Origin of the sequence: Neptunicella sp. (assembly GCF_048268085.1) — a bacterium.
Lineage (GTDB): Bacteria > Pseudomonadota > Gammaproteobacteria > Enterobacterales > Alteromonadaceae > Neptunicella.
Map to the genome: position 1 here is coordinate 149,101 of NZ_JBLWWF010000003.1, position 24,049 is coordinate 173,149.

The following is a 24,049-nucleotide window of genomic DNA, read 5'->3' on the forward strand; positions in this document are numbered from 1 at the left end:
GATTTGAATTAAAAATAATTATAAATTTTATCAGGATGTTAATACGCAGTTATGTGCGTATGAATTGGGAGTGATGAATCGAGGGAGGTATGGGGCAAAAATGCTTGACCATTTGCTGGCTAATACTACAGTTTATTATATTGCTCATGCCGTTTATGGGGGCATTATGTTGGATAAAATATTTATCATCCTGATCACGTTGTTTGGTCTTTCTGCCTGCGCCAACCATTCCTCTACATTGGTTGAGCCTACTAATTTATTTAATGATCAAGCCTTTGCGAACTACCGCCAACAAAAAATTGAAACTGAAGAGCAGATTTTTTACCTGTCCGATGAGATAAAAAAATATATGGATGAGCATATATTTCCTGTGCACGGCTCTGCTAAACGTATAAAAGTCTTAGCCGATTCCTTTTTTGATAAATCTAACTTAAACCTGATTTATGCCAATGATGCTAACACCACCGCGAGTCAAACGTTCTTAAGTCAGCAAGCTAACTGTTTATCGATGACAATTTTAGCCTATTCGATGGCCCAATATGCGGGGTTGGACGTGATATTTCAAAAAATTAAAATCCCGGAATACTGGGTTAGACGTGATGGTCACAGCTTATTAAATGGACATATCAATTTGAAAATAAAACCGAAAGAAGATCCTGCTGATCGAGCTGCGTTGACATTTGGCTCTGAGGCTGTCGAAGTGGATTTTAATCGTAATGTGTCAAGTCAACACTTTGCAAAAATCCCCATGAGTAAGGCACAGATTATGGCAATGTTTTATAACAATAAGGGGGCTGATGCATTGATATTGGGCAAGTTGAATCTCGCTTATGCCTACTTTAAACAGGCGTTAACCCTTGATCCTGCTTTTGTTTCGGCATGGGGAAATTTAGGCATTCTATATCGCTATAAGCACCATTTTGACTGGGCAGAAGCGGTCTACTTACATGCACTTAACCTAGATGATGATAATTTGAATAGTTTGGAAAATTTGGCTGTTCTTAAGTCCTTTGAAGGCCAACATCAGCAAGCTGCTGAGCTATATCAAATGCTCGACAATAAAAGACAATCTAATCCCTATTATCATTTTATTTTAGGTGAAGAAGAATACGACAAAGGGCATTGGGATCTGGCCATCGATCACTATAAAAAGGCATTACGAATAAATAGAAAAGTAGATGAATTCTATTTTGGTTTAGCCAAAGCTTATTATCAGTTAGGGGATACCGAGCAAAGTAAAAAATATTTAAAACAGGCTAAACGTAACTCCATTAATGAAACTATGCAGAATCGTTATCAGGGCAAACTAGATTTGCTTAGTCGAAGTTAGAGGAGGGCTTATAAAAATTTTATTGCTGGTCATTGTTTGGTGCATGAATTTTGCTGCAATGGCAAATTGTCAGCAGCCCGTTATTGTCCAAACGGTTGATGGTCAGCAATTATGGCGTGATCTACAAATTCTTTCATCCGATGAAATGCAGGGACGGGAACTCGGGCATAATCAGCGTGCACAGCAGTTTTTGAGCCAGCGTTTTCAGCAAATGGGTCTTAGTCAGTTTCATCTCCAGTATATGCAAATTTTTACCCATGAATATCTTATCGGCAGCGTGCAAGGAGCTAATGTTATCGGTTGGTTAAAGGGGCAGCAGTATCCACAACAATATATTGTGATCAGTGCGCATTATGATCACTTAGGTAAGCAGCGCGGTAAAATTTATAACGGTGCTGATGATAATGCCTCAGGCGTAGCGGGGTTATTGGCACTGGCCAACGGAATACGGGAAAAGCGTTTACGTCATTCGGTTATCTTTTTGGCGACCGATGGTGAAGAAAAAGGCTTTTATGGTGCAACTGCCTTTATCAAATCACCACCAGTAGCGTTAGGTAATATTAAATTGAATGTAAATATGGATATGATTGCTTATCCGGGATCCAAACAGGCTCTCTATTTAGCCGGTGCAAAAGCGTACCCACAATTAGACTCTATTGTTGAATTGAGTCTGGCGCAAGCGGGTGTTTGTCTTAAACGAGGTCATGAAGGGGTGAGCAGAGGATATAATGGTCAGCGGATTAATTGGCGTAAGTCCAGTGATCACCGGGTTTTCGACCAACAGGGTATTCCTTTTTTATACTTTGGTGTCAACGATCATCGCTATTACCATACCGAGCACGATGATATAGACAATATCAATCCTCTGTTTTATCAAGCCGCAGTAGAAACTATTTTAAATACCTTAAAAATATGGGATAGCGCGAATTAAAGTCCGCTTATCTTTCACTAGCACCAGCATGGTGCATTTTACCTAAAATTCTGCTCATTCTGAGTGCAAAATTACCATCCCTAATGGCAATGATTAATTTAAGTTATTGATATTTAAGGTAAAAAATATTGGCATGTTGATTGTAATGGTTTTACGTAGACAGGTGAAAAATATAATAAAACCATATAGGAGCAACAAAGATGAAGTTAATAAGTGCCATCATAAAGCCTTTTAAGCTTGATGATGTACGTGAAGCCATCTCTGAAATCGGCATCGACGGATTGACGGTGACAGAGGTAAAAGGTTTCGGTCGTCAGAAAGGACATACTGAATTGTATCGTGGGGCTGAATATCAGGTGGATTTTCTACCTAAAGTGAAGTTGGATGTGGCAGTGCAAGATGATCAGGTAGATCGCTTGGTTGAAGCCATTATTGGTGCCGCCAAAACCGGAAAAATCGGTGACGGTAAAGTATTTGTTTATGATCTGGAACACGCGGTTCGTATTCGAACTGGTGAAACAGACAACGACGCAATTTAAGGGGAGAGTGCAAAATGGAACCAATCTTTGAATTACAATATGCCCTCGATACCTTTTACTTTTTAGTTTGTGGTGCGTTGGTTATGTGGATGGCAGCGGGTTTTGCCATGCTGGAAGCTGGGTTAGTCCGAGCTAAAAATACAACTGAAATATTAACCAAAAACATCTCGTTATATGCAATCGCTTGTACCATGTATATGATTTGTGGTTACTCCATTATGTATGGCGGTGACGACTTTACCTGGTTCTTAAGTGGAATTATGTCTGACGGTGCGACAGGAGTAGCAGAAGATCCTGCGACTTATGCGCCGGCGGCTGACTTTTACTTCCAGGTTGTATTTGTGGCAACCGCTATGTCAATTGTTTCCGGTGCTGTTGCTGAGCGCATGAAACTATGGGCATTTTTTGCCTTTGCAATCGTGATGACGGCATTTATCTATCCAATGGAAGGTGCCTGGACGTGGGGTGGTGAGTCTGTATTCGGTTTATACACCCTTGGCGACTTAGGTTTCTCTGACTTTGCTGGTTCAGGTATTGTGCATATGGCGGGTGCGTCAGCCGCGTTAGCCGGTGTGCTGCTGCTGGGGGCACGTAAAGGTAAATATACCGCTGATGGTCGAGTAAATGCGATCCCTGGTGCTAACTTACCAATGGCAACATTAGGTACCTTTATTCTGTGGTTAGGATGGTTTGGTTTTAACGGTGGTTCGGTTTTAGCGACTGCAAGCGTAGAAAGCGCCAACTCCGTTGCCGTTGTGTTTATGAACACTAATGCGGCGGCTGCCGGTGGTTTGATTGGTGCTCTGATTGTCGCTCGTTTTATGTTTGGTAAAGCCGATCTGACCATGGCACTTAACGGCGCATTGGCAGGATTAGTGGCTATTACTGCAGAACCATCAACTCCAACACCATTACAAGCTACTTTATTTGGTGTTATCGGTGGTGTGTTAGTGGTCTTCAGTATCCTAGCTTTGGATAAATTGAAAATCGATGATCCAGTAGGCGCTATTTCAGTCCATGGTGTGGTGGGATTATTAGGTCTGTTGTTAGTCCCTGTGACCAATGCTGAAGTTTCTTTTAGTGGTCAAATTATCGGTGCATTGACGATCTTCGTATGGGTCTTTGTTGTCAGCCTGATTGTATGGGCGATTATCAAAGCTGCAATCGGTATCCGTGTCTCAGAAGAAGAAGAATATGAAGGTGTGGATATGAGTGAATGTGGTTTAGAAGCCTATCCTGACTTCACCGTAAAATCATAGTATCAAGTTACACCAACTCCAAGGATGGAGTGCTCCGCAAAGCGTCGGGAACAGGCGCGTGGAGTAAGATACATTAACGTTGTTAAGCCCCGTCTTTGTCGGGGTTTTTTATTGTCAGAAAATGAGTCAGTTCTGTATCCGTTTTTGTCTACTTCGTTCTTATTTTTACCTGGCTGATGTATATTAGCCAGCATCATGGTTAATAAAGGTAAGCGGCAAATGTCACAGCCACAAAAAGGAATCTGTGCCGAACCTAACCTCCACGGGTTATTTTTAATGTTTAATGTGGAGGAGGGCAAAGAAGCCATTATTCGTGAAAAACTGGCAATTATGCTGGAAATTTTTGAACATTATGATGAAGAACACTACGAAGGAATGGTATCCGGAGTGATTGCCGTTGGCAGTAATTATTGGATGGAATTGTTTCCCGGGATCTTGCCTAAACAACTCGCACCATTTCCGGATTTTTCTGAATATGACCGCAGTGCCCCTGTCGTGCCGTTTGATCTGTTTATTCAAATTCGTGCTGATCGGGCAGATATTTGCCATGCCATTGGTATTGAAGTGTGCGCGTTGTTGGAATCTGATGTTGAATTAGTTGAACAGGTTAAGGGGTTTCGTTTTCTGGATGGACGTGATCTGACTGGCTTTGTTGATGCGGCAGATAATCCCAGAGGGATGAAAAAGTTTGATGTTGCGATTGTCGGCGACGAAGATCCGGAGTTTACCGGTGGTAGCTATATTCATGTGCAACGTTATCAACATAATCTGGAAAAGTGGAATCGTCTGCCAGTTGTTGAACAAGAACAAATTATGGGGCGTACTAAAGCTGAAAATATGCCGTTTTCGACTCATAACCAAGCGCCTTTTTCCCATGCTAAAAAAATAACAATGCAAAATGCACAAGGTCAGCCGATTGAATTGTTGTGCCAAAGTATGCCTTATGGTGATATGAAGGTGCAGGGGCTGTACTTTATTGCTTGTGCTAAAAGTCCTCAGCCGTTTACCGACAGATTACGTAATCGAATTGTGGCTGATGAAAATGGTGACTACGACAAGTTATTGGATTTTACCACGGCCGAAACGGGAGGAGCATTCTTCGCTCCTTCAATTAATTTTATAAAACAACAGGCTAAACGATAAATCGACCTTACCGACAAGGAGAATAAAAATAATGAAAAAGACCTTAATTGCACTGTTAATGAGCAGCGTGTGTACAACTGTATTGGCGGGAGTTCCTTCAGAACAAGCGATAAAAATTGCTCGCGACAATATTATTGTTGATACCCATATTGATGTGCCTTACCGGATTAATCATCAATGGGAAGATGTGACCAAGGCCACAGATAAGGGCGACTTTGATTATCCGCGAGCCGTACATGGAGGGTTAAATGCGCCCTTTATGTCGATTTATATTCCAGCCAGTTATGAAAAGTCCGGTGGTGGGGATGAACTGGCGGACAAATTGATAGATAGTGTTGAAGCAATTGTGGGGCGTGCACCAGATAAATTTGCACTGGCCTATTCTACCGCAGATGTAGAGCAGGCGTTTAAAGAACACAAAATTGCCCTACCAATGGGAATGGAAAATGGCACCCCTGTGGGTGGCAGTATGGATAAATTACGTCATTTCTATGAAAGAGGGATCCGCTACATCACATTAGCTCACTCCCAAAGCAATCATATTGCAGATTCATCTTATGATTTACGTCGTCAATGGCATGGATTGAGTCCGTTTGGTAAAGAGCTGGTGGTGGAGATGAACAAGCTAGGAATTATGGTGGATATTTCTCACGTGTCAGATGATGCCTTTTATCAGGCGGTGGAAATTTCCAAAGCTCCAGTGATTGCATCCCACTCTTCTTTACGTCATTTCACTCCCGGGTTTGAGCGAAATATGGATGACGACATGTTAAAGGCATTAGCTAAGAATGGGGGAGTGATCCAGATTAACTTCGGTTCCAGCTTTGTTTCCGGCATTACTCAGCAATGGAGCAATTTACGCAAGGCAGAAATTAAAAAGCTGGGAATTGAGGACGATAAAGACGCTCGTGAAGCGTTTGATGAAAAATTCAAAAGCAGCAATCCCTACCCTTACGCGAGTCTGGATATGGTGTTAGATCATATTGATTACGTCAAAAATTTGGTGGGGATTGATTATGTCGGGATCGGTTCCGATTTTGATGGTGTCGGAGATTCGTTGCCTCGCGATCTTAAGGATGTGTCTTATTATCCTTATTTAATACAGGGGTTACTGGATCGCGGTTATTCCGAGGAAGACATTAAAAAAGTGTTGAATGGCAATTTGATGCGAGTCTGGAAAAAAGTCGAAAAAGTCGCGTCTGAAATTTAATTCAATCTGACGTCAAAACGCCGGCTATCGCCGGCGTTTTTGTTGGTCAAAGTACCCCTAATTCTTTCAAACGTTCGGTTAAATAACTGTCCGCAGTGTGTCGTTGGGATAAAATTACTTCGGGTTTAGGATGTAAAAATAACGGTAGTGAAATCCGTGATTTGGTCTGATCGGCGCCTTGTGGATTAATCACTCGGTGAGTGGTCGAAGGAAAATATCCTCCAGAGGCTTCTTGCAGCATGTCACCAATATTGACGATTAAATTACCGAAGTCACAGGGGACATCCAACCAGCCACCGTCCTTGCTTTTTACCTGTAAGCCAGGCTCATTAGCGGCAGGTAATACGGTTAAAAGGTTAATATCTTCATGGGCAGCAGCGCGTATCGCATCGGGTTCTTCATTACCTTTCAATGGTGGGTAATGCAGTATTCTTAACAAGGTTTTATCGCTGTTTTCCACCATGCTGGAAAGTGATTGGCTGTATTTGGCCGATACCTCATCGGGTGAATATTTTTCTACCCAGGATAACAATGTTGAAGCCAAATCATTGGCTGCTGCGTAATAGTCAGCCAGTTGCTGACGATATTGTTCCGGACATTGCCCCCAAGGATAAAAATGGAAGTATTCCTTAATATCTTTGATTTTATGGCCTTTGGCCACTTCCGATACACTGGCCGGAAAAAAGCCATCCTGAGTTTTGGGGTCGTAGTGGAAGCGATGTTTTTCTTCACTATCAAAGAAAGTTTGCCAAGTGGAATATATATTATCCACCATGCTTTGCTGGATAGGATGATTTTTTAATACGCCAAATCCAGTTTCGTGCAGAGACTCAACAAACTGCTGAGCTGCGTTATCGGCATTAAAATCAACGGCAACAAGTTTCATAACATATCCTGAATTTTCTATAGGTAAAGCTTAGACAATAATCGACCTAGTAGCATTGATCCTGCTGATAGGTACCGACAAATTAACCTAATTACTATTGCGGTTAGAGGTATAAATAAATACCCGCCAATGCCGCACTCATTAAATTGGCTAACGTGGCCGCCGCTACGGCTTTCAGTCCTAACTGAGCTATATCTTTGCGGCGACTGGGCGCTAAGGCTCCTAATCCCCCCATTAAAATAGCGATGGATGAGAAGTTGGCAAATCCGCACAAAGCAAAGGTGACAATGGCTTGAGTCTGGGCGGATAAAGCTTCTTTATGCTGCATAAAATCCAGATAGGCAACAAATTCATTTACAACTAATTTTTGGCCGATAAAGCTACCGGCAATATTCGCTTCACCCCATGGTACACCTAGTGTCCAGGCTAGTGGTTGAAAAATATAGCCTAAAATCATTTGGAACGATAAGTCATCGTAACCAAATAACCCACCGGCCCAGCCGATAAGGCCATTTAATAGTGCAATCAGTGCCACAAAGGCTAACAGCATCGCCCCTACATTAAGTGCGAGTTGCATACCCGATGCAGCACCACTGGCCGCTGCATCAAATACATTGGTATATTGTTCCGACGAGTCTTCCAGTTCATCAAGTTCATTCTTGGGTTGTTCGGTTTCGGGTAAAATAATTTTCGCCATCAATAGCCCGGCGGGTGCGGCCATAAAGCTGGCGGCCAACAGGTATTTGAGTTCGACTCCCAAACCCGCATAACCGGCCATTACCGAGCCAGCAATGGAAGCTAAACCACCTACCATAATGGCAAATAATTCGGATCGGGTCATATGGGGAATAAAAGGTTTAACGACGAGAGGGGCTTCAGTTTGACCAACAAATATATTGGCTGCGGCCGACATGGATTCGGGGCGACTGGTTCTAAGTACCCATTGCAGAAAACCACCAATCATTCGAATAATCCATGACATGATCCCCAAATAATACAAAACACTGATGAGTGACGAGAAAAACACAATCACCGGTAACACATTAAAGGCGAAAATAAAGCCGATGGATTTATCGCCGACCGGGCCAAATAAAAAGTCTATTCCTTGCTGACTGTATCCCAATACGTTTTTAATCACGTCGGTTAATCCCAGCAGCATTTTGATACCGGGTGGAAAATACAATACAAACGCACCGATAAAAGCTTGTATTGCAAAGGCTCCAATAACGGTACGCCAGTTGATTGCTTTGCGATTATTGGAGAGTAAAAGCGCTAATCCTAGCAGAATGAAAATACCGAGCAGACTTGTCATGTGTTATCCCTGAATTTATTGTAATTATAACTTTGATGCATTGCGGATATGGGCTTTTATCACCTCAAGAGCCGGGCGATTTTTACCCCCCTGAGTCACAACAATATTGGCTTTGTGGCGGCAGGGCTGAATAAATTGATGGTACATCGGTTTGACGGTTTGTTCATACTGCTTGGCAACAGATTCCAAAGAACGTCCCCGTTCAGTTAAATCGCGTTGAATGCGGCGTAATAAACAAATATCTAAAGGCGTATCCATATAGACTTTGAGGTCAAACAACGGAATTAATTCTGGTGATGCTAATAACAGAATTCCCTCAACCACGATAATTTTCTGTGGTGTCACTTCGGTTTGCTTATTTAACCTTGTATGAGTCTTAAAACAATATTCGGGATATTGAATGGATTGGCCTTCTTTTAACAGGCGCAAATGCTCAGCGAGTAATTCATGTTCAAAAGCTTGTGGATGGTCATAATTATTTTGCTCACGTTGTGACATGGATAAGTGAGTCTGGTCGCGATAATAATGATCTTCGCATAAAACCAATACATCAGTATTAAACTGACGCAGTTCTTCGCACAAGGTGGCAGTAAATAATGACTTGCCTGACCCTGATGCACCGGAAATAGCAATTATATGAGGTAATGACATAGCTAGAAATGTGAAAGATTAATCGATACACAGGTTACCAGCGGTACTGAAAAAAGCCAGCATTGAAGGGCAATTTAAGCGCAATTAGCTTTACGTAAGGCTGTTTATTTACCGATAAACTCCAAATCGTCTTCGCTAAGTGTTTCGAGCGCATAATTGTGTAGTTTGGAACGGGAACCCTCGCCTTGGGCCTTGGGAGGGTAATAGGGATTTTTCAAATCAGGACATTCTTTATAGACATCATCTAGCGCCGCTCTAATTTCACTGAGCATTTTATCCAGATTGGAACTGAAATCGGGGCGCTTACGGATAGTGTGTCCTAACTCTATCAGTCTGTAAAAGTAACGATTAGCCAACTCGAGTAATTCTACGGGGAGATTTTTATTGTGATTAAGCGCGGCGTTGTCATATTTCAAACAGTAGTCGAGCAATGCAATATAAAAACAAAATGGCTTATTGGATAGTTGCACGGTGCGGTGATCAACACTATTCGACAAGGTACGCTCATGCAAATTAATCATTAGCTTGGGTTTAGGTTGAGCCATCTCTTCACTTGGAGTCGTCTTTTTACCCCACGCTCGAAGTTGTTGCCGAGACAAGAAAACCAATAACAAACTAGCCAGTAGTGGATATACAGACAAACTGTTAAAAATCGAGAAAGGTAAAATTAGTAACTGAATGTCCGTTTGGCTTTGTGGTGTTACCAGTTTTTTTATACTGAGTTGTCCCGTAGGTAGTTGATCCGTGACATTAATACCTTGTATTGATTGAACTCTGACGGGAATGTTCTGTTCGATAGCCTGTTGATTGAGGTCGTGCATATAGCTTTGTACAGACGGTTTATTGGCGACTTGTTTCATTGTGCTATTGGCTAACTGTAACCAGGGCAAATCAAGGGCGATACGTTGTTGCAGATTTAGACTCACCCATTGCGAATAATGTTGGTAGCGCACATACGAGGATAATGAAAAAGTAATTTGGAATGCCAGAAAACTAATGATCAAAGCGCAGGTAAAACGTAAATAATATCGTTTAATGGGCTGCATTAGCGTTCCCCTTGCACTGCGGAACTAACTGTAACTGACTGAAATAACTGTGGCTCTGTTGATGTGCTAACTCAAGCAACACTTGCTGAACCGCGCAGTACAGATCAATATTTTTAGTTTCCATTTTCATATACCACTTGGAGCCTTTAATTGTCTCGTCAATGGGGGTGATATAGTTTTTTAATAAGATTGATTCATCATTCTTCTGCCAGTAACTGGAAATAATATCGACCTGTCCGGAAGTGAGTAAATGCCTTAACTCTGAATGGGAGTTAGCATAAGTAATACGCATATTATCTGGTGATAAATTAAGTGATTTGAGCATTCTAATCGGGATGATATGCCCGGATCGACTAGTGGGATAATCCACAAGACCTAGATGTTTGCCGAGTAAATATTCCTTGGTAATTTGAGGTTTTTCACGCATCGCGATCAAATAAGCGGAATAATCTGGATAAGAGGCAACTTCCTCATAACCGTAGGTTGATTCAGCCTTAATAGCATCCATCATATTTTGTTTAACTTGCGCCAAATCGGCAATGCCTTTACCCACAAATTGTAATACTTGATTATCACCACTATCCCAGTAAACCGTGACCTGGCCGAATTGTTTAGATACAACAGGATTGTCACATAATGCAGGTGCAAGTTTTTTAGCCGCAAACTCCGCATTAATATAAACCGCAAATTCACGTTGATTACTTGTACTTTGGGTAGTGCAAGTGGCGAAGTGCTGAATGATTGATTTAAAACTGGGATCAGAATCAGTTTGATTGATACTTCCTGCACACCACACCATGATCAATAGCACGAATCCCATGACTAAAATTGAGGTTTTGGAATACAGTAAATGAGCGATGGGAATTAGTTCCGTTCTGATACTTAAGTAAGAATAGCTATTTGAACAATTAAACTTACTTATTGCAATAGGTAATCTTATTTGAGTCGCGTAAGATATTGATATTAAACATATATTAACAAGAAGTTATGAATATTATTAAGGCCTTCCTGTTTTTCTTGAAGAGCGCAAGATTTACCAAGCAGAATTAAAGTACGTGAACAGAAAATGTACTATTATTTTAGGTGTTTTGTTTTATTTAGCTGTAAATAATTAACGAAATATATCTGTAATAAATAAACTATAAAGTCGTAAAGACACACTCAACACTTAGGAAGACAACATGATACACAAGTCAAAACTAACGCGTATTGCTGCGGCAATTGCCTTGTCAGTAGCAATGGGCACGAGTAATACGGTTTTTGCTGCTGATACTACATCATCAGTACGCGGAACTATTTTAGGTCCTAACGGCCAACCTGCTGCAAATACCAAAATTATACTTATTCATCAGCCTTCAGGAACGGTTACAGAAGTAACAACTAACGAAACCGGGGCCTTTAGTGCAGCAGGTTTACGTGTCGGTGGACCTTACCAAGTCGTTATCGATTCTGATAAATATCAAGATCAAACTAAAGAAAACGTATTCCTGCAATTAGGCCAAACCATGCGTCTGAATGAGCAACTGGGCAATGCTGAGAATATGGAAAATATTACCGTAACTGGTAGTGCTGGCGCGTTTTCTATTAATTCTGGTAGCGCAAGTGTGTTTGGTGCAGATTCAATTGCCAATAGCCCTTCGTTTGATCGTGATTTAAAAGACGTATTGCGTCAAAATCCGTTGGCTACTTCCCTAGGTGGCGACGATAATGCCTTCTCGGTTGCTGGTTCTAACCCACGTTTTAATAGTCTTAATGTGGATGGTGTTGGCCTTAACGATGATTTCGGCCTTAACGGTAATGGTTACCCCACTCAACGTTCACCGATTTCACTTGATGCGATTGATCAAATCTCTATTGATACCAATCCTTATGACGCTAAGTTTGGTGGTTTTAGTGGCGCTCGTATTAATGCGGTCACCAAGTCAGGTACCAATGAATTTCATGGTGGAGTTTTCTATGATAAAACTTCCGACAGTTGGGCGGGTGACTACGACACTAATAGCTCAAAAGACAATGAGGTTAAAGGCGTTAAGAGTGATACTTGGGGCGCTCATTTAGGTGGCCCGATCATCAAAGATAAATTGTTTTTCTTTGCCAACTATGAGTCTTTCGAAAAACCTATTATTTCAAATTATGGGCCTGAAGGTAGTGGAACGCCTTTAACAACTGATTTTACCGTTGAGCAATTAAATCAAGTCGCGCAGATTGCTAAAGATCGCTATGGCATTGATGATATTGGTGGTTGGGAAGGTAGTCCAAAAGAAGAAGATGAAAAAATCCTACTTAAACTAGATTGGAATATTAATGATGACCATCGTGCATCGTTTACATTCAACCGTGATGAAAGTAATGATCTTCGTAACCTTACTAGCAGCAGCAGTACCTTAAATACGTCGACCAACTGGTATAATTATCAACAGAATATGGATTCCTATGCAATGCATCTTTATTCTGACTGGAACAACGATTTCTCTACCGAGTTTGCCGTTTCCTATAAAGATGTTGAATCCATTTCCGGTGTTGCCACTCGCGATTTTGGTAAAGTGTCTATTGACCGCGCTCTGACTTTTGGGCCAGATAATTATCGTCATGCCAATGCGTTGGAAACTAAAACGTGGCGTGCCAATTTAGACGGTGAATATTTATTGGGTGACCATAAGTTGGGCTTTGGTTTCCAATATGAAAGAAATGATATCTTTAACATGTTCGCCGAAGCGACATTAGGTAGCTGGACATTTGATAGCATTGAAGATTTTGCTGCGGGTAACGGTGAGCTTTTCTACGGTAATGCGCCTTCTAACAATCAAGAAGATACCGCTGCCTCTTTGGTAATGGGAACTTATTCTCTTTATATGCAGGATGATTGGGCGCTTAGTTCCGACATCGACTTGTCTTATGGTCTACGCTATGAACGGATCTTTTCTAAAGATAAGCCTGGATACAATCCGCAATTCGTAAATCGTTATGGTTATGATAACCAAGAAAATCTGGACGGTAACGATATTTGGTTACCTCGAGTGGGTATTACTTGGTATGCTAATGATGCATTGACCGTACATGGTGGTGTGGGTCTATTTAGTGGTGGTAAGCCCAATGTGTGGATTTCCAACTCTTATAGTAAAAGTGGTATTAATTACGTAACCAACACCAAATCTTATGAAGATGTAACGTCTCTTGTCGTACCACAAGATATGAAAGACTCATTAGCAAATGTTACTGCTGATGGTGAAACGGATGTTATTGACTCTAATTTCACTCAACCTTCTGAATGGCGTTACAGTGTAGGCTTTGATTATCAGTTTGATATTCCGAGCTTTGGCGACCAATGGAAATGGTCTGCTGAATACATCTATGTGGATAAGCAAGATTCTTTAGCGTGGCGTGATCTAAATCGTAAACCTAGCGGTGAAACGACACTTGATGGTCGCATTATTTATGAGCCAGTCGATGCCACTAGTTCTGACCATTACGATATATTGTTAACAAATGCAGATAAGGATGGTCATTCCAACGTTATTACCACTAGCTTAAGTAAAGATTGGGATAGCGGTTTTAGCATGACAGTATCTTATACCAATCAGGATGTGATTGATGGTAATACAGGTACTAGTTCACAAGCGGCATCTAACTATAAATATGATGTAGTTGAAAACCGTAATGTGGATTTACTGGGTACCGGTAACTACGAAATAAAACATAGCTTGAAGTTGGCCTTAGGTTACACTCAGGAATTCTTCGATGGTTACGCAACTCGTATGAATTTATTCTATGAGCGCCGTTCTGGACGTCCTTATGGTTGGGTAATGGGAACTTATCGCAACGGTTATTTAGGCGATCAGGATTACTTGTCTAAATACAATGCATATACTCCGTATATTCCTTCAGGTGCCGATGATCCAAACGTTGTATATGACGGTATAACTTATCAGGAATTTATGGATGACTATGTTATTCCTGCTGGTCTAGAAGGTTATGCTGGTGGTTACGTTCCGAAAAATGCATCAGTACGTCCTTGGGTGACGACGATGGATTTCTCAATTCAGCAAGATATCCCTGGTTTCATGGACGGTGATAAGGGTACATTAACTTTCACCATTAAAAACCTGGCTAACCTGTTAAACAAAGATTGGGGCCATGTTTATAATCCAACTGATGGCGATTACAACAAAGAATTCGCTAACGCTGATTGGAATGAAAATGGTCAAATCGAATACAGCGCTAACAGCCGTTCTAAGATTGGACCAACTGACGCTGACGTTAGTTCTTACAAAATCGAAGGTGACGAGTCTGTTTGGTATATCAAAGTAGGTGTTAGATACACTTTCTAATGTAATCTTAATCTCTTGTTTTAAAAGCCGGCAATCGCCGGCTTTTTATTTTAGAGTAGGGAATATTGTTAACCTATATTCAATGATTAATATTGTTTAAGAATCCGAGAAATCATGATGAGAAAATTATTATTCGTTTGGGGATGCTTAATGCTATCAAGCAATGCGCTGGCGGTTATATCATTAAAAGTGGCAACGTTTAATGTCAGTATGGAGGCCACCAATTATGTTGAGCGTGGTCAGGCGGTCTCTGGAAATGAATTATTTGAATTGCTAGCTAGTGGTAACAATCAGCAAATCAAGAATATAGCAGCGATTATTCAACGAGTCAGACCAGATATTATTTTGCTGAATGAGTTTGATTACACGCCGGATCCGGATAAAGGCGTCAAAGCTTTTATTCACAACTACCTTAATATTGCCCAGCCAGGATCCGAGTCAATTGATTATCCCTATTTTTATGTAGCACCCGTGAATACCGGGGTCGATAGTGGGGGCGATCTGGATCGTGATGGCAAAAAAACGGGCGTTAAAGGTGATGCATTTGGCTTTGGCTTTTACCCCGGGCATTTCGGTATGGTATTACTGAGTCGTTATCCGATAGATAAAACAGCGGTACGTACTTTTCAACATTTCTTATGGAAAGACATGCCTGATAATTTGATGGTCAAAACCGTTGATGCCGAGGGACAGCCTTGGTATTTGCCGGAAACCCAGAAAATCATGCGGTTATCGTCTAAATCCCATTGGGATATACCGGTAAAGATTGAGGGGCAAACGGTTCACATTTTAGCCAGTCATCCCACTCCGCCGGTATTTGACGGGCCTGAAGATCGTAATGGTAAACGTAATCATGATGAAGTACGTTTCTGGGTGGACTATTTAGGTAGCAAATATGACCCAGCCTATATCTATGACGATAACGGTCATAAGGGCGGTTTCAAAGGTCAACGTTTTGTATTGTTGGGCGATATGAATTCATCTTTACCGGAAGGCGATTCCCATAAAGGGGCGATTGCAAGCTTATTAACCCATCCTAAAGTGAATGGTCGGGCAATACCTCACAGCCAAGGTGGTCAGCAACATACACCGGATAATCCGTTGGCGAGTACTCATACTGCTGGATGGCGTATGCGAGCTGATTACGTTTTACCTTCCGAACAAGGCCTTAAAGTAATCGATAGTGGTATTTTTTGGCCAGTCACTGATGATCCGGATTACGACTTAATTAAAGATCGTAATAGTTCGTCGGATCATCGTTTGGTTTGGCTAGATTTGGAAATTAAATAAATTTACGCCGTGCATACCCAAAATCATTGGAATTGCACGGCAGCGGCAACTGAATGCAGTTAACAAACCTACAGTATCAAGGATGAAGGGAATTAAACGTTATCAAACAGGCCTTCAACCAGTTTAAGTGTCGCTTCAATATTGGTGACATCAGCCGGGGCGATAAAAATGGTATCGTCACCGGCAATAGTACCTAATACCCCATCGGCCGGGCTGAGGGAATCTAATAAACGGGCAATCAGTTGGGCCGCACCGGGACTGGTACGAATAATCACCATCACATTATTGTGTACAATATCCAGCACAAGTTGTTTAAGCGGGCTTTTAGCGGTGGGCATCCCAAACTCAGGTGGTAAGCAGTAAACCATTTGTCCTTTGGCATTACGTGCTCGAACCGCGCCATATTTGCTTAATAGACGAGATATTTTGGACTGGCTAATGTTATCAAAGCCTAAGTCATTTAAAGCGGCGGCAATTTCACCTTGAGAGCCAAATTTTTCGTCCTTTAATATTTCTTTAAAGGCTTTGATGACTTCGTCTTTAGGTTGCGACATTTATATTCCTTTCATTATTTTGTAGCCTATTCTGCACAAAGAGTTGAAATTTCGCAATTTGAACCTATTTACTTAACTAGCAAATTTAAAGTAAGTGTCATTACCTCTTTCACATACTTAATCACTAATGTGCAAATATATTTAACTTTTCGTACGGTTGTAGTAACTTTGCAGCCCGCAAAATACTTGAATCACAGGAGAATACAATGAAAGTCGTCGTTTTAGGTGCAGCTGGTGGTATCGGTCAGGCACTATCCCTTTTATTAAAAACCCAGCTTCCAGCGGGTACTGAATTGTCTTTATACGATGTTGCCCCTGTGGTACCGGGTGTAGCGGTTGATTTAAGCCATATCCCTACCGACGTTAAGGTTAAAGGTTATGGAAAAGATGATTTAGCGCAAGCGCTAGAAGGCGCTAGTATCGTGCTTATTCCTGCTGGTGTACCTAGAAAGCCAGGTATGGATCGTTCAGATTTATTTAATATTAATGCCGGTATCGTAAAGAATTTAGTTGATGCTATTGCAGACAACTGCCCGGAAGCATGTACTTGTATTATTACCAATCCGGTTAACACTACCGTTGCGATTGCTGCGGAAGCATTAAAAGCTAAAGGTGTGTACAACAAAAACAAATTGTTTGGTGTGACGACGTTGGATGTCATCCGTTCTGAAACTTTTGTTGCAGAATTAAAAGGTCTAAATGCGGCAAATGTGCACGTTCCTGTTATTGGCGGTCACTCTGGTACGACTATTTTACCTTTGCTATCTCAGGTAGAAGGTGTGAGCTTCACTGATGAAGAAGTGGCGAGCTTGACTCACCGTATCCAGAATGCGGGTACTGAAGTGGTTGAAGCCAAAGCTGGTGGCGGATCGGCTACCTTGTCGATGGGCCAGGCAGCGGCACGTTTCTGTTTATCCTTAGTTGCCGCCATGAAAGGCGATAACGTGGTTGAATATACTTACGTACAAGTTGATGACTCCGATGATGCAGCATTTTTCTCCCATCCTGTGCGTTTAGGTGCTAACGGTGTAGAAGAGATTTTACCTTATGGTGAGCTAAGTGCTTACGAGCAAAAAGCCAAAGACGATATGTTGGAAGGATTACGCGGCGATATTAAAATCGGTGTGGAATTTGTAAACGGTAAATAAGTTATTGTTAAACAGGTTTAGCCTGTTTCAAACAAGTAAAAAACCAGCCTTGCGGCTGGTTTTTTTATGTCAAATTGCTATTCAATTAGTTTGTTTCTATCTAACATATTTGTCGATATAGGGCTTGATTTGCTCCGCCCAGATTTTATACCCATCGGCATTGGGATGAAGTAAGTCCGGCATTATTTCTTTGCTTAATGTGCCGTCATCAGCCAGAAAATGCTGGTTAATATTAACGAATATTGCGTTGTGTAGAACTGCCAGCTGTTTGAGCAATTTGTTGGTTTGCTGATTATTCTGACGCAGCTTATCGTCCTGATCCGGCCCTCGCGGAAAAATCGCCAACAGTAATACTTTGGTGTTCGGCAAGCGCTCTGTTAGCTCAGTAAGGATATGCTCAACTCCAGCGGCAATACTGGCCGGACTATCCAGACGATGACCGGTATTATTGGTGCCGATCATCATAATGGCTAATTTAGGGTTGATGCCGTCCACTTCATGATGCTGTAAACGCCATAATACGTTTTCGGTACGATCACCACTGAAGCCAATGTTCATGGTATTGATGTCGCCAAAGTATTGTTGCCAAACTTCCTTGCCGGTGTTTTCCCAGCCATGGGTAATGGAATCCCCTATCAGTAATAAATCTGCTTCGCCTAATTTGGCTTGTGCCAGTTTTTCCTGATGGCGGGGCATCCACCAGTCTACCGACCAATATTCGTTCAACGTGTCAGGAGTAATCGCCAGTTTGTCCCGCTCCGGACAATCGAAATTACCTTTTCCAGTGACATTAAAACGGATATTGGCAATGCTAAGCTGTCCCTGGCCACCGGTTTCCAAATTGAAAGGATGGTTAACCTTACCAAACGTGGCGCCCTGTTTAGTAAAACATTGCATGGGAATGGACAAATGCTGCCAGCCTTTGCCTTCAGCTTGTTGTGCCCATTCACGCAAACGCACTTTAGAATCACAGTCGTCACCGCAACTGATGCTTAGATCTAGTGCTGTCTTGGCAAAGTCCTCAATGCGAATATCAAATTCGACAGTGCCATTAGCCAAAAATGGGGATAAATCCAGCGGCTTTCCACCTTCAAAATACAAGCTGTAAAACCAGGAGTCTTTAAAGCTGAACGTCAGGGCATCTTCCTGTACGTCTTTATCTGAGGTGATCAGCTTGGCTGTTCCATCGGTCAATTCGGCAAAGGCACCACTGAATATCTGATTCTTGTCCGAATTCTTGATAAAGGCATGCCAGGGTTCCAGTGGTCGCGCATTATATAGTGCAATATCCTGTGGTTGATCCGATGCGACTCCCTCTAGTTTCTCCGCTAAGGTAGCCAGTTCACCGTTGTCCTGATACGTCAGGCCGTAACCGTAGGCAAATAAGGGATCATAATCCTTATCACCGATATTGAGTTGATCTTGTAGTGGTGATTTAGGCCACGAGAAAGACAGCTTGCCACTAAAGTCATAGAGCGGCTGGCCGGTTTTATCGGCAAACAGTACATCTGCCACGCCAGCCCCTTCACTACCGGGTAACCAGGCGGCGACAAAAGCATCTGAGGCGTTAAGTTCCGGATTAACCCATAAAGGACGGCCGGAAATAAATACCGACACCACCGGAATATTTTGTGCTTTAAGGGATTTGAGTAGCGCCAGACTTTGCTTGTTTCCCGGTTCAAATTCCAGCGTATTGATATCGCCTTGTCCTTCGGCATAGGGGTCTTCACCAAAAACCACTATGGCGACATCCGGTTTTTGTTCAAACGTGCCATCAACAGACAATATGGCTGTGCTACCAGCGGCTTTAGCCGCTTGTTCAATGCCTTGATAAATGCTGGTCGCTCCCGGGAAATCACTGTTTTTACTGCCGGTACCTTGCCAACTGACACTCCATCCACCGGATTGTTTGCCAATGTTATCAGCATGATCGCCCGCTACCAGAATGCGTTGTCCTGATTTTAACGGCAGAATATGCTGGCTATTCTTGAGCAACACCAGCGATTCGCGCACGGCTTGTCGCGCTACCAGCCTATGTGCATCAGCACCAATTAGCTGATTCTTCCCACCTAATTGGCGCTCTGAAGGTTTTTTGCCATCGAATAATCCCAAATGCTTTTTAACCAGTAAAATACGTGTTACCGCATCGTCGAGTCTTGCCATGGGGATCTCACCGGCATTCACCTGTGCCAGTGTTTTGCTGTACATGCTTTTCCAGTCGTAGGGCACCATATACAAATCCAGTCCCGCATTCATCGATTGCGCACAGCTGTCATTGGTACAATTGGGCACTTGACCATGTCCGTTCCAGTCACCCACAATTAAACCGTCAAAGCCCATTCTGGTTTTGAGTACGTCAGTGAGTAAATAGTGATTGCCGTGCATTTTTTTACCATTCCAGGAGGAAAAACTGGCCATTACTGATTGCACACCGGCTTTGATCGCTTCGGGATAACCCGCGTTATGGATAGAAACCAGTTCGGCTTCGGATAGTTGCGCATTACCCTGATCGTCACCACCAAGGGTGCCCCCATCGGCTAAAAAGTGTTTGGCTGTCGCCGCGACATGACTCTCATCCAGAAACGCATCACTGCCAGGTGAGCCTTGTAAACCCAGTACCATCTGGCTGGCGTATTGGGCGACTAATTCAGGATTTTCCGAGTAGCTTTCGTAAGTGCGCCCCCAGCGGTCATTACGAGCCACGGCTAAAGTCGGTGCAAACACCCATTCAATTCCCGTGGCACGCACTTCGCGGGCAGTGACTTCGCCAATTTTGCGGATTAGATCCGGATCATGTGTCGCGCCCAAACCAATGTTATGCGGGAATATGGTTGCGCCTTTAACATTGTTGTGTCCGTGCACGGCATCGGTGCCCCAGAAAATCGGAATACCGGTGCGACCGTTTTTGTCATCGATGGACGCTTGGTAATATTGATCAGCAAAAGCGGCCCAGTCAGATGCAGTAGCATTGCTATTACGATTCGGTACTGAACCACCGCCATTTAGTATTGAACCGATATGATACTGACGTGCTTCGTCAGGACTGATAGTCTGGATCTCGGCCTGTAATACCTGACCGACTTTTTCTTCCACCGTCATTTTTGCAACCAAATCGGTCACAAACGCGCGATCGCCCTGATTGTCCTCCATCGGTGAGTGGACACTAGGCCATAAACTAGCACTTGAACGGTTTTCTTCGGTATTCTCGGAACTGGCGCAGCTGCTCAGAAGTACAGCACTCAAGGCTGCACTGAGCAAAGTCGTTAAGATGGTTTTGCGATGATGGGGCATACTTGTCGTCCTGCTAAATGGGTAAACTCAAAGCCAATTAATAACAACTATTTAACATTTTTCCACAGCGTTATTGCTTTGTGCTATTACGAATTTTTAATAAAAGGATCGACAATATTAACGCTCCAGGCGAGGTTAATATTGCCGAATAAAGATCATTCCTACTATTTTTGACGTGAAATAATGAGCTTGCTGCCATGGTAGACAACACTCTGTTGTGCGGTGACGTCCAGTTTGGATGGGCGATCCGCACTTTTGTTACCATCAAACCAATGGATATGGAAAGTGCGTTGTTGAACCATGCCTTCATACGTTCCCTGACGTTCGTCGATAGTCAACGTACCGGTAGCATCATCATAGTGGATCGGAATCGCGCTTAGCTCACCCTGCTCATAGTCGTAGGTTTTGCCATCATCGTTATATAAGGTGTAGTGGCCGTCGGCACCGGTATACACATTGAGCGTGATAGGCGCATCAAGCTTTTCATATACGTACTGGATGTCTGGCCCGCTGGGTACGATGGAGCCAGCTTTAACAAATAGAGGCATTTGCGTAAGTGGTGCGTCGGCTTTTATGGTCTGCCCGCCTTGATATTTTTTACCGCTGTTAAAGTCATACCAGTCGGCGCCTTTAGGCAGATACACATCACGACTGCGAGCGCCCATTTCATATACGGGATTAACTAAAAATGCCGGACCGAACATATATTCGTCATTCAGGTTAATTGCGGTTTTGTCTTCGGGGAAATCCATCACCAACCCGCGCATCAGCGTACCGTCTTGCTGGTTCATCTTGATGGCTTCACTGTAGATATAGGGCATCAGGTGATAACGTAGTTTGGTGTAATAAACCAGATTGTCATATACCTCGGATCCCTCATCCGCCAGGTTATAAATTTCACGATAAGGATTCTGGCCATGGGAGCGGAAAATCGGTACAAAAGCGCCAAACTGGAACCAGCGAAGATTTAATTCCTGCCATTCCGGTATTAGCTCTTTTGCCATGCCGGAATAGTGACCGACGATGCCATCTGCAGAATAGCGATATTTATCTTCCGGAGTAAAACCGCCAATATCAAAAGTCCAGTTAGGCATACCGGACAAGCCGACGCTGATTCCGGCAGCGATTTGTTCACGTAAATTTGACCAACGTGGCACGGTATCACCACTCCAAATGGCGGCACCAGCGCGTTGAATGCCACCAAAACCGGAACGGGTCAGGATGAAGGCGCGCTTGTCCGGATCCGTCTGGCGTTCGCCTTTGTAAACTCCTTCTGCATTAGGTAGCGCATAGGAATTAAAATATTCCGCGCCAGAGCCCACTGACAGCGGACTCATGATTTCCTTGCGCTTACGGAAGGACAGGTTGGAATGAATATCCGGCTCCGATGCATCCAGCCACCAGGCATCGAAACCCAGCACATTTAGATTCTCTTTAATTTGACGCCAGAAAATTTGCTGGGCTTCTTGCGGGTAGGGGTCATAGAAACCGTTTTCATAACCGGGCCCAATCCAGTCTAGATTATGTTCCTGCTCGACGTTTTTACTTAGCATATAGCCTTTGGCGTCAAGCTCTTTGTAGTTATCAGTAGTGGGATAAAACTTGGGCCATACCGAGATCATGATATTGGCATTGAGTTTATGCACTTCATCGACCATTTTTTTCGGATCGGGGAAATGCTGCGGATCAAATTTATGGCTACCCCAGGCATCTTGTGGCCAGTAAGACCAGTCCAGTACGATGTTATCCAGTGGAATTTCACGTTTGCGGTACTCTTTAACCACATCAACCAGTTCATCCTGATTCATATAGCGTTCGCGACTTTGCCAGAAACCGTACACCCACTTAGGCAGCATCACCGCTTTACCTGTGAGCTGGCGATAGCCTGAAATCACATCGTCGGTGTCTTTACCGGCGACAAAATAATAGTCGATAGCCTTGCCGGTTTCCGAGGCAAAAGACAATGAATATTGCTCGTCATGGGGCAGGGGATCGTTATGCAGCAAACGGAAATAGCCACCATGGGATTGCCAGTCAATTTTTATTGGTGTTTTTTGTCCGGCAGTCAGTTCAATTTCGGTGTTGTGATACCAGGGATTCCAGTTCATCCGCCAACGGTTTAGCAGTTCTTTACCGTCAATACTAAGTTTGGCGTAGTCGCTGCTATACATACGGAATTTATGCACACCACTGGTTTTGGCTTCAATCGAACCTTCCCATACCACATGGGGGTTTTTAACCTCCCCTAGCTCTTTTGGAAAAGGGAATTCCCGCACACTATTATTAGCTAAAAACTGGTAATTGGGATCGGCTTCTACCCGGCTGAATATCAGTTTGTCCCCGTCGTAGTAGTTGGCTGTCAGACCACCTTTGTTGCCATCTGCGTCATAAAGCACCAAATCGGCATTCAACGGTTTGGACTTTTCCGGGTCACCAAACTGGGTTACCGAAGCGTTATCCCAAAGCACACCATAATTGCGGGTTGAGACTACAAATGGAATGGTAATTTCAAGATTGTAGGTGGTCAGTTCCACATTTTCGCCAGCATAGTTGGCTTGACCATTCTGATGTTGGCCCAAACCGAAAAATCCTTCATCGGTGCCCTTGTTCCATTGCTGGCGGACCGTAAATGAATCGGCGTCCGGCTTGATCGGATCTTCGGTGACCGGACCAAAGTGGCCACGGTCAGTTTCAGCCAGTAATGTTTTGCCTTGCGCATCTTTAAAATTAACTGTGCCATCAAGCAAAGAAACTTCAGCACTAATCTGAGCGGTTTTTAGCAGTACTTTCTCACCTTGCTGTGTGACCTTAAAATCTGCATCGGGTTTGGCGGTTACCATTAGGCTGTCCGGCACCACCGATAGATCGTCACCGGGCAAAGCCGTCACATGAATGATCTTGTCGCTGATAACTTGCAGTCGAACCTTGTCGGCACTGCTTTCGGCCAAAGTGACAATAATCCCGTTATCAGTCTGTTCAAACTGACCCAGCTGTTTTTGGCTGGTGATATTTGATGTTGATTGTTCTGGGCCGGAATTGCAGGCTTGCAACAGTGCCAAAGGGATGAGCCCTAAGGCAAAATTACGGCCTAATGTACGAGTGAGTGTCATGTTTTTCTCCATTAAATATTA

The 24,049-nt window shown here is 43.1% G+C and carries 17 protein-coding genes; 9 read left to right on the plus strand and 8 right to left on the minus strand.

Annotated features, from left to right (window positions below; translation table 11 throughout):
* The first annotated feature begins 100 nt into the window (after positions 1–100).
* The 6 genes from ACTD55_RS03380 (at position 101) to ACTD55_RS03405 (ending at position 6,412) form a co-directional block, all read left to right on the plus strand.
* Positions 101–1,330 (plus strand): tetratricopeptide repeat protein, encoded by a 1,230-nt coding sequence (locus tag ACTD55_RS03380; RefSeq protein ID WP_438862895.1) that lies wholly within the window; start codon positions 101–103, stop codon positions 1,328–1,330.
* 58 nt (positions 1,331–1,388) lie between these two features.
* Positions 1,389–2,261, plus strand: a complete 873-nt coding sequence (locus ACTD55_RS03385; RefSeq protein ID WP_438862896.1) for a M20/M25/M40 family metallo-hydrolase — start codon at positions 1,389–1,391, stop codon at positions 2,259–2,261.
* Between the two features lie 200 nt (positions 2,262–2,461).
* Complete coding sequence (glnK, locus tag ACTD55_RS03390) at positions 2,462–2,800, plus strand: P-II family nitrogen regulator (RefSeq protein WP_438862897.1); 339 nt, start codon at positions 2,462–2,464, stop codon at positions 2,798–2,800.
* A 14-nt stretch (positions 2,801–2,814) separates the two neighbouring features.
* Positions 2,815–4,059, plus strand: coding sequence for an ammonium transporter (locus ACTD55_RS03395; RefSeq protein ID WP_438862898.1), 1,245 nt, complete (start codon positions 2,815–2,817; stop codon positions 4,057–4,059).
* A gap of 219 nt (positions 4,060–4,278) precedes the next feature.
* Positions 4,279–5,202, plus strand: a complete 924-nt coding sequence (locus ACTD55_RS03400; RefSeq protein ID WP_438862899.1) for a Dyp-type peroxidase — start codon at positions 4,279–4,281, stop codon at positions 5,200–5,202.
* A 31-nt stretch (positions 5,203–5,233) separates the two neighbouring features.
* The gene (locus ACTD55_RS03405; RefSeq protein ID WP_438862900.1) at positions 5,234–6,412 is read left to right on the plus strand and encodes a dipeptidase; all 1,179 of its coding nucleotides are present in this window, start codon (positions 5,234–5,236) and stop codon (positions 6,410–6,412) included.
* A 46-nt stretch (positions 6,413–6,458) separates the two neighbouring features.
* Here ACTD55_RS03405 and ACTD55_RS03410 read toward each other — a convergent pair whose 3' ends face one another.
* From ACTD55_RS03410 to ACTD55_RS03430, 5 genes are all read right to left on the minus strand, one after another.
* Entirely contained in the window at positions 6,459–7,298 is an 840-nt protein-coding gene (locus ACTD55_RS03410) for an isopenicillin N synthase family dioxygenase (protein WP_438862901.1), read from the minus strand.
* A gap of 103 nt (positions 7,299–7,401) precedes the next feature.
* Positions 7,402–8,610, minus strand: a complete 1,209-nt coding sequence (locus ACTD55_RS03415; protein ID WP_438862902.1) for a NupC/NupG family nucleoside CNT transporter — start codon at positions 8,608–8,610, stop codon at positions 7,402–7,404.
* 24 nt (positions 8,611–8,634) lie between these two features.
* Positions 8,635–9,261 carry a uridine kinase gene (gene udk, locus ACTD55_RS03420; RefSeq protein ID WP_438862903.1) on the minus strand — a complete coding sequence of 209 codons (627 nt, stop codon included), beginning with the start codon at positions 9,259–9,261 and terminating at the stop codon, positions 8,635–8,637.
* A gap of 104 nt (positions 9,262–9,365) precedes the next feature.
* Entirely contained in the window at positions 9,366–10,307 is a 942-nt protein-coding gene (locus ACTD55_RS03425; RefSeq protein WP_438862904.1) for a hypothetical protein, read from the minus strand.
* Entirely contained in the window at positions 10,294–11,112 is an 819-nt protein-coding gene (locus tag ACTD55_RS03430) for a hypothetical protein (RefSeq protein ID WP_438862905.1), read from the minus strand. Before ACTD55_RS03430 ends, ACTD55_RS03425 begins: the two co-directional genes overlap by 14 nt.
* A 376-nt stretch (positions 11,113–11,488) precedes the next feature.
* Here ACTD55_RS03430 and ACTD55_RS03435 point away from each other — a divergent pair, with 376 nt between their 5' ends.
* Together ACTD55_RS03435 and ACTD55_RS03440 are read left to right on the plus strand one after the other, a co-directional pair.
* Complete coding sequence (locus ACTD55_RS03435; RefSeq protein ID WP_438862906.1) at positions 11,489–14,635, plus strand: TonB-dependent receptor; 3,147 nt, start codon at positions 11,489–11,491, stop codon at positions 14,633–14,635.
* Between the two features lie 150 nt (positions 14,636–14,785).
* Positions 14,786–15,925: an endonuclease/exonuclease/phosphatase family protein gene (locus tag ACTD55_RS03440; protein WP_438862907.1), complete on the plus strand. Its 1,140-nt coding sequence runs from the start codon at positions 14,786–14,788 to the stop codon at positions 15,923–15,925.
* A 92-nt stretch (positions 15,926–16,017) separates the two neighbouring features.
* Here the strand turns inward: ACTD55_RS03440 and argR are convergent, their stop codons facing one another.
* Positions 16,018–16,479 carry a transcriptional regulator ArgR gene (gene argR, locus ACTD55_RS03445; protein ID WP_438862908.1) on the minus strand — a complete coding sequence of 154 codons (462 nt, stop codon included), beginning with the start codon at positions 16,477–16,479 and terminating at the stop codon, positions 16,018–16,020.
* Between the two features lie 206 nt (positions 16,480–16,685).
* On the opposite strand from argR, the gene mdh reads away from it, so the two are divergent.
* Positions 16,686–17,627 (plus strand): malate dehydrogenase, encoded by a 942-nt coding sequence (mdh, locus tag ACTD55_RS03450; RefSeq protein ID WP_438862909.1) that lies wholly within the window; start codon positions 16,686–16,688, stop codon positions 17,625–17,627.
* Positions 17,628–17,723: 96 nt separating this feature from the next.
* On the opposite strand, the gene ACTD55_RS03455 is transcribed toward mdh, so the two are convergent.
* Together ACTD55_RS03455 and ACTD55_RS03460 are read right to left on the minus strand one after the other, a co-directional pair.
* Positions 17,724–20,918: a glycoside hydrolase family 3 N-terminal domain-containing protein gene (locus tag ACTD55_RS03455; protein WP_438862910.1), complete on the minus strand. Its 3,195-nt coding sequence runs from the start codon at positions 20,916–20,918 to the stop codon at positions 17,724–17,726.
* Between the two features lie 164 nt (positions 20,919–21,082).
* The gene (locus ACTD55_RS03460) at positions 21,083–24,028 is read right to left on the minus strand and encodes a TIM-barrel domain-containing protein (protein WP_438862911.1); all 2,946 of its coding nucleotides are present in this window, start codon (positions 24,026–24,028) and stop codon (positions 21,083–21,085) included.
* Positions 24,029–24,049 lie beyond the last annotated feature (21 nt).